The sequence below is a fragment of the Mycobacterium sp. genome, assembly GCF_019243155.1.
Lineage (GTDB): Bacteria > Actinomycetota > Actinomycetes > Mycobacteriales > Mycobacteriaceae > Mycobacterium.
Genome location: NZ_JAFAUS010000043.1, coordinates 1 through 10534, shown reverse-complemented (window position 1 = coordinate 10534; position 10534 = coordinate 1). Strand labels below are relative to the sequence as shown.

Sequence of the window (10534 nt, the reverse complement as noted above, 5' to 3'; positions counted from 1 at the left end):
GGCGATGGCCGCGTCCACCGCGCTGCCGCCTTCGGCGAGCATGCGAAGACCTGCCTGGGCGGCCAGCGGTTGCGATGTGCACACAACGTTTTGCGCAAGGATCGGCTTGCGCGGCCAGGCGTAGGGGAGGCTCCAACCGAAAGGCGTGCTCACGTCGCGAGCGTAGCGCTCAGGCCGTCAGGAGCGGGGCCATCCATGTCAGTTCAGCCGGCAGTTGTGAGCTCCAAAACTCCGCGTTGTGCCCACCCGGTGAGAAACCGCCGGCCGGCGGATTGGGCAGTTGAGCGATGAACTGCTTTGTCGCAGCGTAAAAAGGATCGCTGTCGCCGCAATCCACCCGGATCGGAATCGACGCCAGCGCCGGCATTCCGAACACCGAGTTGGCGGCGAAGTCGTCGGCCCCGTCGAACGCCCCGGGAGCGGTCGCGCCGGAGGACATCCACAGTGCCGGACTCACAGCGCAGATCGCCGCGGTGCGCGCTGCGCCCAGGCGGCCGCCGAGCAGCAGTGCGCCGTAGCCTCCCATCGACCACCCGAGGAACGCCACGCGCGAGGTGTCCAGGTTCTGGCTGCCCAGCATCGGGATGAGCTCGTCGAGCACCATGGCACCGCTGTCCTCGCCGGAAGCCCGCTTGTGCCAATAGCCGCCGCCGCCGTCGACCGCGACCACCGCGAACGGGGGCAGTCCCGCGTTGACGGCCTGCGCCAGACCCTGCTCGACGCCGCCGGCCATCACCGTGGCCGCATCACTGCCTTTGCCGTGCAGCGCGATCACCGGTCGCAGTGGTTTGGTCTGGCCCGGCGGGCGCGCGATCGCCCAATTGGTATTGGCGCCTCCGCGCGCCGCTGAGACGAAGGAGCCGGTCACCATGGTTGGCGCGGGCGCGGCCGAGGGAGCGGGTTCGAGTGGTGCTGGCGGGCCCGGGGCCAACGGCGCCTGGGTGCTGGCGGGCTTCACCGGCATGGCTTGAGAAGTGCGGGGCTTGAACAGAATGTCCAGCGCATACGTGCCGACAGCGCCGACGGCCGCACCGGCGCCGAGACCAAGCACGGCGCGGCGGCTCAAGTCGGGCATGCGGGCAATCATGCCATGTTCGTTCGGTGGGCCGTTTGCGCGAAATGGCAATGTAGTACCACTTTGACTGGCACGATGGCTACTCGTGACAGCAGCAGTTACTCCGAAAGGAGAACGTCGACGGTATGCGCTCGTCAGCGCGGCCGCCGAGCTGCTGGACGAAGGCGGATTCGAAGCGGTGCGCCACCGGGCGGTCGCCCGGCGTGCCGGACTCCCGCTGGCGTCCACGACTTACTACTTCTCTTCGCTCGACGATTTGATGGCACGCGCCGTCGAACACATCGCGATGATTGAGGTGGCACAACTACGTTCGCGCGTCACGCAACTTTCCCGGCGGCGTCGCGGACCCGAGACGATCGCCGAGGTGTTGGCGGACCTGCTGGTCGGGGACGTCTCCGGCCCGGGTCTCACCGAACAACTGATATCGCGGTACGAGCGGCACATCGCGTGCACCCGATTGCCGGCGCTGCGCGAAACCATGCGTCGCAGCCTGCGTCAGCGCGCCGAAGCGGTCGCGGAGGCCATCGAGCGCTCGGGGCGGTCGGTGCAGATCGAACTGGTGTGCACCCTGATCTCCGCGGTGGACGGTTCGGTCGTCTCCGCTCTGGTCGAGGGCCGCGATCCCCATGCGGCGGCGCTGGGGGCGGTGGTCGATCTCATCGACGTGCTGGCGCCGATCGACACCCGGCCCGTGCAGATCTGACGCTCTTACAGGCGGGCCGGGTCGGACGGCAGCGACGGCGTCACGATGTATCCCGTGGCAAAGTCGCCGTAGATTGTCACGGCGGCCGGGCGGCGGACAGAAAATAACGCCACGTAGGCGCAGACAACGGCGTCGACGGGGTCCTCGACGCGGCGAAGCTCGCTCTTGCGTTCGGCGGTGACCACCTGGCGGCGCAGCTCGCCCCAGTCTGGATGGTCCTCGACGTGTAACGGCACATCCGCATTTGCGAGCGTTTCGATGCCGTCCATCAGCAAAAGCAGCTCGGTTTTGAGCCGATCGAGGTCACGACCAGGCTTGGCCTTGTATTTGAGTGTCCGCTCCAGCCGGAACAGAACGACGGTCGCGGGATGCGGGTAGACCTCGATCGCGCGCCGCCCGGCCGGCGACCGAGGGTCCATGATAAGGCCCAGGGTCCGTGCGAGCCGCGCCGCGCGCGAACCGTCGGCAAACTCCGGCTTTGCGGTGTTCACCGGATGCGCGCCGGCCTCGAACCTACGGAAGTCACGGTTGAATGCGGCTTCGGCCGGCCGCTGTCCGGTGGGGTTGGTCACCACCAAGGGGGCGTCGAAGCCGACCAGGCAATCGCCCTGCACGTACGGCTGCAGCTCGGCCAGTATCGCGGCATCGTCGCGGACGGCCGCGATGTGCACCAGAAGGCCGTCATCGTCGACCACCGCGATGCCGGTCGGGTTGCGGCCCGCCCAGGCGAGGTCGACGCCGGCGAAGTACACCCGCATAGGTTATTGGGCGGGGCGGCCTGTAGTGCCGCCTCACAGCGACAGGTCGATCCGTAAGCTGTGTGTTTGTGAGCATTCTGAATGTGCTGGCCGCGCGCTACGCCAGCCCTGAGATGGTCGCGATCTGGTCCCCGGAGGCCAAAATCGTCGCCGAGCGGCGGCTGTGGTTGGCAGTGCTGCGCGCGCAGGCGGAACTGGGTGTCGCCGTGCCCGCCGAAGCCGTTGCCGACTATGAACGGGTCCTCGAGGACGTCGACCTGGCATCGATCGCGGCGCGCGAACGCGTGCTGCGCCACGACGTCAAGGCCCGCATCGAGGAATTCAACGCCCTCGCCGGCCACGAGCATGTGCACAAAGGGATGACGAGTCGCGACCTGACCGAAAACGTCGAGCAGCTACAGATACGACGGTCGCTGGAGTTGGTCTTCGCCCACGGGGTGGCCGTGGCCGCCCGGCTCGCCGAACGGGCCGTGAGCTATCGCGATCTGGTGATGGCGGGACGCAGCCACAACGTCGCCGCGCAGGCCACCACGTTGGGTAAAAGGTTCGCGTCGGCGGCACAGGAAACGCTGATCGCCCTGACCAGGCTGCGGGAGCTGATCGACCGCTACCCGCTGCGCGGCATCAAGGGGCCGATGGGCACCTCGCAGGACATGCTCGACCTGCTGGACGGCGACGCGGCGAAGCTGGCCGAGCTCGAGCGTCGCGTCGCTGAATTCCTGGGCTTCGCAACGGTTTTGACCAGCGTTGGCCAGGTGTATCCACGTTCGCTCGACCACGACGTGCTTTCGGCGCTGGTGCAGCTGGGCGCCGGTCCGTCGTCGATGGCCCACACCATTCGGCTGATGGCCGGGCACGAGCTCGTTACCGAGGGGTTCGCCGAAGGGCAGGTCGGCTCGTCGGCGATGCCGCACAAGATGAACACCCGCAGCTGCGAACGGGTCAACGGACTCCAGGTGGTGCTGCGCGGCTACGCGTCGATGGCCGCCGAACTGGCGGGCGCCCAGTGGAACGAGGGCGACGTGTTCTGTTCCGTGGTACGCCGAGTGGCCTTGCCGGACAGCTTCTTTGCCGTCGACGGGCAGATCGAGACCTTCCTGACGGTGCTCGACGAGTTCGGCGCCTACCCGGCGGTGATCCAGCGGGAGCTCGATCGCTACCTGCCGTTCCTGGCCACCACCAAGGTGTTGATCGCCGCGGTGCGTGCGGGCATGGGTCGGGAGGCCGCGCACCACGTGATCCGAGAGCACGCGGTGGCGACCGCGCTGGCCATGCGCGAACGCGGCGCTGAGCCCGACCTGCTCGACCGGTTGGCCGCCGATCCGCAATTGCCTTTGGACCGAGCGGCTTTGGATGCCGCGCTAGCCGACAAGGGGGCGTTCACCGGGGCGGCCGGGGACCAGGTGGACCAGGTTGCGTCAATGGTGGATGCGCTGGTGAGCCGCTACCCGGATGCCGCGAAATACACGCCGGGCGCGATCCTGTGACTTTGGCCGGCGCGCTTGACCGGATCGATTTCACCGATCTGGACAACTTCGCCAACGGATTTCCCCACGACCTGTTCGCCATCCATCGGCGAGAGGCGCCGGTCTACTGGCACGAGCCCACCGACAACACTCCCGACGGCGAGGGCTTCTGGTCCGTCGCGACGTATGCGGAAACGCTTGAGGTGCTCAAGGATCCGGCGACGTACTCGTCGGTGACCGGCGGCTGGCGTCCCTACGGAGGCACCCTGCTGCAGGACCTCGCCATCGCCGGCCAGGTACTCAACATGATGGACGACCCGCGCCATGCGCAGATCCGCCGCCTGGTCAGCTCGGGGCTGACGCCGCGGATGATCCGGCTCGTCGAGGACGACCTGCGGGCCCGGACGCGCCGGTTGCTGGACGCGCTGGTGCCGGGCGAGCCGTTCGACTTCCTGGTCGACATCGCCGCCGAACTGCCGATGCAGATGATCTGCATCCTGTTGGGAGTGCCTGAATCCGAACGGCATTGGCTGTTCGAAGCCATCGAGCCGCAGTTCGACTTCGGCGGTTCGCGCAAGGCCACATTGTCGCAGCTGTCGGTGGAAGAGGCCGGCTCGCGGATGTACACCTACGGCCAGCAGTTGATCGCGTCGAAGCGGGTCGACCCGACCGACGACATGCTGTCGCTCGTCGCGAACGCGATGGTCGACGATGCCGAGGCACCCGCCCTGTCGGATCTCGAGCTGTACCTGTTCTTCAGCCTGCTGTTCAGCGCCGGCGCCGAGACCACACGCAACGCGGTCGCGGGCGGGTTGCTGGCGCTGGCCGAGCATCCAGACCAATTACATTCGCTGCGTGATGATCTCGCTGCGCTACCGACGGCGGTCGAGGAGATGGTCCGCTGGACATCGCCGTCACCGTCGAAGCGACGCACCGCGACACGCGATGTGACGCTCGGCGGACAGTCGATCGCGGCCGGACAGAAGATACAGATTTGGGAGGGCTCGGCGAATCGCGACGCCGATGTCTTCGACCAGGCAGGTGAGTTCGATATCGGCCGAAAACCCAATCCACACTTGGGTTTCGGCCAGGGAGTGCATTATTGCCTGGGTGCCAATCTGGCTCGGCTGGAATTGCGGGTGCTGTACGAGGAGCTGTTCTCGCGCTTCGCCTCGGTGCGGGTTGTCAAGCCGGTTGAGTGGACGCGCAGCAATCGGCATACCGGTATCCGTCACCTGGTCGTGGAACTCCTCGGAGGAGAGTGATCAGCCGGCTCGCCGACGTCGAGCCGACACCGGACGTTTTCGCCGCGGTGATGGCGACCGGGATCTAATCGATCGCCGCGCACGATCACGGATATCGCCGGATCAGCGAAACATTGGGTGTCATTGCCACTTTGGCTCTGGTATTTCTGGTCGTGCTGGTGACAACGCGCATGAGAAAGCTGCACAGGGATCTGACGGATCCGGATGTCATGCTGAGGCTCTTCACCTTTGTGGCGGCGTGCGCCGTGATCGACACCCGGTTGTCGTCCAACGTGCGGGTGATGCCGGTGCTGGGCGCGGTCGCCCTGTTGTGCTGGCTGGTGCTGATCGCGCTCAGCGCACGAAATATGTTGGCGCGCGGCTGGGCGGCGCTGCGCGACAACGCCCATGGCGCGTGGGAGCTGGGCAGCGTGGGAAGCTCTGGCCTGGCGATCGTGATCGCCCGAGCCGCGCAGACCACCGGCCAGCGCTGGTGGCTGGCGGTCGCCGTCTTGGCATGGGTGGCCGCGTTGTGCATCTACGTACTGATGACCTGGCTGATCGTCTGGCGCGCAGTCGCCGAGAGGCAGGACCGTGCCGGTTTCGAGCCCGACAGCTGGATCCTGATGGGCGGTCTGGCATTGCGACGTTGGCCGGCGAAACGATCCACGCTGTGGCACCCGACTGGCTGGCCCACCCGGTGCTGGTGGCTACCGTCGTGACCTGGGTGGCGGCCACCGTGTGGATAGTGCCGCTGATTTACTTCGGCCTGCACCGGATCAGTCAGGGACCCGAGCTCTTGCAGTTCGCCGGGGTGTGGTGGTCGCTGGTGTTCCCGCTGGGCATGTACTCCGCCGCCACGTATGCGATGGCCGCCGAAATCAGTAAGGCTGCGCTGCTCACAGTTTCGCTGGTCTTCTTCTCCGGACGCGTTGGCCGCGTGGCTCATTGTCGTTGTGGCCGGGCTACTGCGCTTGTGTCGCGAGCTCTTTAGAATCCGCGAATCGCGATACCGGCCGAGCGTAATTCGAGCGCGGCCAGGGCGCGGATGGTGAAGGGGTCCTCATGGCGCCACCCCCCGACCGGGTCCGGGGCGATGGCCACCAATTTGCGCGGCGGGCGGTTGGTCAACGCCCGCAGGGCCAGCAGCTGTTCGCCGGCGGGGGTCGCGGCCAGCGCGGTCACCGTCAATTTCCGCCGAAAGAATCGAAGCCGCAGGAAGAACCACGGCAGCACCGCGATCAGGATCGGCAACGCGACGACCGCCATCGCAAGCAGCACAGCGAGCCAACTCGCGGTGATATCCAGATCATGGCCCGCGCCCGCGATGTCGAGCGCGGCCTGACTGGCGGACGTCAGCGGCTTGCTGACGTCATCACCCACCAACGGAATGTGCTGGGCGCTGTGACCGGCGGACGCCAGGTTGCCTGCGATGCCGTGCGCCCCGCTCTCGACCTGCCGCCCGGCCTCGGCGATGGTCGAGATGGCGTCGTACACAGCCAGGCCGACGAATAGCCAGATCGCCGTCCAGATGACGACGGCGAAGTCGCTGAACAACTGGGCCGCCAGCCGTCCCGGTCTGGTGGAATAGGGCAAGAACCGCGCTGTCATAGCTTCGATCCCAGCACAGCTCCCGACCCAAGTCTCGTTTCGAGGTGCCCGATAGGCTGACCGGATGCGCCCCGCACTGTCCGACTACCCGCATCTGGCCAGCGGCAAGGTCCGTGAGATCTACCAAGTCGACGACGAACACCTGCTGCTGGTCGCGAGTGACCGGATCTCGGCGTATGACTACGTCTTGGACAGCACCATCCCGGACAAGGGCCGCATCCTGACAGCGATGAGCGTCTTCTTCTTCGGACTTGTCGACGCGCCCAACCATCTGGCCGGGCCACCGGATGACCCACGCATCCCCGACGAGGTCCTCGGTCGCGCACTGGTGGTGCGCAAGCTGGAAATGCTGCCCGTGGAGTGTGTGGCTCGCGGTTATCTGACCGGTTCCGGGCTGCTCGACTACCAGGCGAGCGGGACGGTCTGTGGCATCGCACTGCCTCCGGGAATGGTCGAGGCCAGCCGGTTCTCCGTGCCGTTGTTCACGCCCGCGACGAAGGCGGCGCTCGGTGACCACGACGAGAACGTGTCGTTCGCCCGGGTGATCGAGATGGTGGGTCCCGTCCGCGCCAACCAGCTGCGTGACCGCACGGTGCAAATCTACGTGCAGGCCGCCGACCACACACTGAAGAAGGGAATCATCGTCGCCGACACCAAGTTTGAATTCGGCACCGACCCCGCCGGCAACCTGGTGCTGGCCGACGAGATCTTCACACCGGATTCCTCGCGATACTGGCCGGCGGCGGACTATCAAGAGGGCGTGGTCCAGAACAGTTTCGACAAGCAGTTCGTACGCAACTGGCTCACCAGCGAAGAGTCCGGCTGGGACCGGCACGGCTCGCAACCTCCGCCACCGCTGCCCGACGACATCATCGAGGCCACGCGCTCCCGTTATATCGAAGCCTACGAACGCATCTCCGGCCTACGGTTCAGTGACTGGATCGGTGCTGCCGCATGACCGAAACAACTAACGGCGCACTCGAACCGCCCGTCGCCAAGCGCGTGGACACCCGGCGTGAACATCACGGAGATGTTTTCATCGATCCGTATGAATGGCTGCGCGATAAGGCGAATCCGGAGGTCATCTCCTACCTTGAGGCGGAAAACGATTACGTCGACCGGATGACTGCTCACCTGGAACCGTTGGAGCAGCAGATCTTCGACGAGATCAAGTCGCGCACCAAGGAAACCGATCTGTCGGTGCCCACCCGGCAGGGTGATTGGTGGTATTACGCGCGCACCTACGAAGGGAAGCAGTATCGCGTTCAGTGCCGTTGTCCGGTAAGCGGTCCCGATGACTGGGACCCCCCGACGCTGGACGAGAACACCGAGATCGCGGACGAGCAGGTCCTGCTCGATTCCAATGCCGAAGCCGAAGGCCATGAGTTCTTTTCGCTCGGTGCCGCCACGGTCAGCCTGGACGGGCACCTGCTGGCCTACTCGGTCGATGTCTTGGGCGACGAACGTTATACGTTGCGGTTCAAGGACTTGCGCACCGGCGAGGTGTATACGGATGAGATCGCCGACATCGGTGCCGGAGCGACCTGGGCCGCCGATAACCAGACGGTGTACTACCTGACCCTGGACCCGGCACACCGGCCCGACAAGGTCTGGCGCTACCGCGTCGGCTCGGGTGAGGCGTCGGAGCTGGTGTATCACGAAGCCGACGAACGGTTTTGGCTCGGCGTCGGGCTCACCCGCAGCGAGGCCTACGTCCTCATCGCGTCGGGTTCCTCGATCACCTCCGAGATGCGCTACGCCGAGGCCGGCGACCCGCAGGCGGAGTTCACCGTCATTCTGCCGCGGCGCGAAGGTATCGAGTACTCGGTCGAGCATGCGGTCATCGGCGGTCAGGACCGGTTCTTGATACTGCACAACGACGGTGCGGTGAACTTCACGCTGACCGAGGCCCCGGTCAGCGACCCGACACAGCAGCGCACCCTGATCGCGCACCGCGACGATGTCCGGCTCGACGCGGTAGACGCCTTCGCCCGCCACCTGGTGGTGAGCTATCGCAGCGCGGCCCTGCCCCGAATCCAGTTGTGGGGCTTCAATTCCGACGGCTCCTATGGCGAACCCGAAGAGGTGTCTTTCGACTCGGAGCTGATGTCGGCGGGGCTGGCCGGCAATCCGAACTGGGATGCGCCCAAGCTGCGGATCAGGACGGGATCGCTGGTCGTTCCGGCGCGCATTTACGACATCGACCTCGCCACCGGCGAACGCATCTTGCTGCGCGAGCAGCCCGTGCTGGGCGACTACCGGCCCAGCGATTACGTCGAGCGCCGCGACTGGGCGGTTGCGGACGACGGCGCCCGGATCCCGGTGTCCGTCGTGTACCGCGCGGATGTCCAATTCCCGGCACCCGCACTGCTGTACGGCTATGGTGCCTACGAAATCTGCACTGACCCAAGCTTTTCCATCGCCAGGTTGTCGTTACTGGACCGGGGCATGGTGTTCGCCATCGCCCACGTCCGCGGCGGCGGCGAGATGGGCCGGCTGTGGTACGAGCACGGCAAGCTGCTCGAGAAGAAGAACACCTTCACCGACTTTGTAGCGGTGGCAAGGCATTTGGTGGACGAGAAAATCACCCAGCCCGATCGGCTGGTGGCGTTGGGGGGCAGTGCGGGCGGCTTGCTGGTGGGCGCGGTTGCCAACCTGGCCCCGGAACTCTTCGCCGGAATCCTCGCCCAGGTCCCGTTCGTCGACCCACTGACCACCATCCTCGACCCGTCGCTGCCGCTGACCGTCACCGAATGGGACGAATGGGGAAACCCGTTGGACGACAGGGATGTCTACTCCTATATGAAGTCGTATTCGCCCTATGAGAACGTCGAAGCCAAGAAATACCCCGCGATCCTGGCAATGACGTCACTGAACGACACCCGCGTCTACTATGTCGAACCGGCGAAGTGGGTCGCGGCTCTGCGCCACACCAGCGGCGACGGAAGTCCGATTCTGTTGAAGACCCAGATGAACGCCGGCCACGGCGGCGTCAGCGGCCGCTACAAGGCGTGGCAGGAAGCCGCGTTCCAGTATGCCTGGCTGCTAGACACCGCCGATGGCGACCGTTATGGCGGCGGCCAGGAAGACGGCCTCGCCGACAGTGCGCAACGGTAGTCGCGTCGTCATCGACGCGGGCGGATCGGGCATCCTGGCGGCGTAGACATTCGCCGGGAACATGGCCAGCATCAGTGCCATCAGGCACAGCGCCGCGGCCACTCGGGTCGACGGGACTAACAATCCCGCGGCGCCCAGCAACTCCAGCGCGCCCGTGACGGTGACCGGCGCACCATGTCGCCGACCGCCGCGGGCTGTTCAGGGCGCTGGCGACGGAAGGCTTTCAGCTGTTGACCGAGGCCCTCGTCGACGCGCGGGGCGACTTCACCGATGCGGCCCTGGCCTATGTTCGATTCGCCATCGACCACCACGGCCACTACGAGGTGATGTTCGACAAGTCGTTGCTCGACGTCTCGGACGCCGGCCTGGCCGTCAACGCGCAGGTCAGAGCCATCGACCCGATGGAAACCGTGCGGCGGATCGCGACGATGTTGTTCGTCGGCTAGTTGTACTGACCTGAGAGGTTAGGTACGCGGGTGGCGGGTGGTTGGCCTCCGAGTGCGGTGTGGCCGCGGTGGTGATTGTAGGTGTGTAGCCAGATGGGAAATTCTTCGCAGCGT

10 protein-coding genes and 3 pseudogenes are annotated in these 10534 nt (G+C 66.0%); 8 read left to right on the top strand and 5 right to left on the bottom strand.

Going from position 1 to position 10534, the window contains the following annotated elements; translation table 11 throughout:
• Positions 1-169 precede the first annotated feature (169 nt).
• On the bottom strand, positions 170-1087 hold the full coding sequence (locus JOZ00_RS02310; RefSeq protein WP_293339087.1) for an alpha/beta hydrolase-fold protein: 918 nt from the start codon (positions 1085-1087) through the stop codon (positions 170-172).
• 55 nt (positions 1088-1142) lie between these two features.
• On the opposite strand from JOZ00_RS02310, the gene JOZ00_RS02305 reads away from it, so the two are divergent.
• The gene (locus tag JOZ00_RS02305; RefSeq protein ID WP_293339089.1) at positions 1143-1778 is read left to right on the top strand and encodes a TetR family transcriptional regulator; all 636 of its coding nucleotides are present in this window, start codon (positions 1143-1145) and stop codon (positions 1776-1778) included.
• A 5-nt stretch (positions 1779-1783) separates the two neighbouring features.
• Here the strand turns inward: JOZ00_RS02305 and JOZ00_RS02300 are convergent, their stop codons facing one another.
• Positions 1784-2530: a DUF429 domain-containing protein gene (locus JOZ00_RS02300; protein ID WP_293339085.1), complete on the bottom strand. Its 747-nt coding sequence runs from the start codon at positions 2528-2530 to the stop codon at positions 1784-1786.
• 74 nt (positions 2531-2604) lie between these two features.
• Here JOZ00_RS02300 and purB point away from each other — a divergent pair, with 74 nt between their 5' ends.
• From purB to JOZ00_RS02280, 4 genes are all read left to right on the top strand, one after another.
• Positions 2605-4023 carry an adenylosuccinate lyase gene (gene purB, locus JOZ00_RS02295; protein WP_293339083.1) on the top strand — a complete coding sequence of 473 codons (1419 nt, stop codon included), beginning with the start codon at positions 2605-2607 and terminating at the stop codon, positions 4021-4023.
• A complete protein-coding gene (locus JOZ00_RS02290; RefSeq protein WP_293339081.1) occupies positions 4020-5267 on the top strand; it encodes a cytochrome P450 in 1248 nt (415 codons plus the stop codon). Before purB ends, JOZ00_RS02290 begins: the two co-directional genes overlap by 4 nt.
• Before the next feature lie 131 nt (positions 5268-5398).
• Entirely contained in the window at positions 5399-5968 is a 570-nt protein-coding gene (locus JOZ00_RS02285) for a hypothetical protein (protein WP_293339079.1), read from the top strand.
• Positions 5920-6240: a hypothetical protein gene (locus JOZ00_RS02280; RefSeq protein WP_293339076.1), complete on the top strand. Its 321-nt coding sequence runs from the start codon at positions 5920-5922 to the stop codon at positions 6238-6240. The genes JOZ00_RS02285 and JOZ00_RS02280 overlap by 49 nt, the downstream gene beginning before the upstream one ends.
• On the opposite strand, the gene JOZ00_RS02275 is transcribed toward JOZ00_RS02280, so the two are convergent.
• Positions 6237-6857 (bottom strand): hypothetical protein, encoded by a 621-nt coding sequence (locus tag JOZ00_RS02275; RefSeq protein WP_293339073.1) that lies wholly within the window; start codon positions 6855-6857, stop codon positions 6237-6239. The two genes, JOZ00_RS02280 and JOZ00_RS02275, sit on opposite strands and share 4 nt — an antisense overlap.
• Positions 6858-6921: 64 nt before the next feature.
• On the opposite strand from JOZ00_RS02275, the gene JOZ00_RS02270 reads away from it, so the two are divergent.
• Both JOZ00_RS02270 and JOZ00_RS02265 read left to right on the top strand, forming a co-directional pair.
• Positions 6922-7815 carry a phosphoribosylaminoimidazolesuccinocarboxamide synthase gene (locus JOZ00_RS02270; protein ID WP_293339071.1) on the top strand — a complete coding sequence of 298 codons (894 nt, stop codon included), beginning with the start codon at positions 6922-6924 and terminating at the stop codon, positions 7813-7815.
• Complete coding sequence (locus JOZ00_RS02265) at positions 7812-9974, top strand: S9 family peptidase (protein WP_293339068.1); 2163 nt, start codon at positions 7812-7814, stop codon at positions 9972-9974. The genes JOZ00_RS02270 and JOZ00_RS02265 overlap by 4 nt, the downstream gene beginning before the upstream one ends.
• On the opposite strand, the pseudogene JOZ00_RS02260 reads toward JOZ00_RS02265, so the two are convergent.
• A pseudogene (locus tag JOZ00_RS02260) lies at positions 9903-10139 on the bottom strand (hypothetical protein); the annotation flags it as partial. The gene JOZ00_RS02265 and the pseudogene JOZ00_RS02260 overlap by 72 nt on opposite strands.
• On the opposite strand from JOZ00_RS02260, the pseudogene JOZ00_RS02255 reads away from it, so the two are divergent.
• Positions 10139-10420: pseudogene (locus JOZ00_RS02255) on the top strand (TetR family transcriptional regulator); the annotation flags it as partial. The pseudogenes JOZ00_RS02260 and JOZ00_RS02255 sit on opposite strands and share 1 nt — an antisense overlap.
• Here the strand turns inward: JOZ00_RS02255 and JOZ00_RS02250 are convergent.
• Positions 10417-10534, bottom strand: a pseudogene (locus tag JOZ00_RS02250) (IS481 family transposase); the annotation flags it as partial. The pseudogenes JOZ00_RS02255 and JOZ00_RS02250 sit on opposite strands and share 4 nt — an antisense overlap.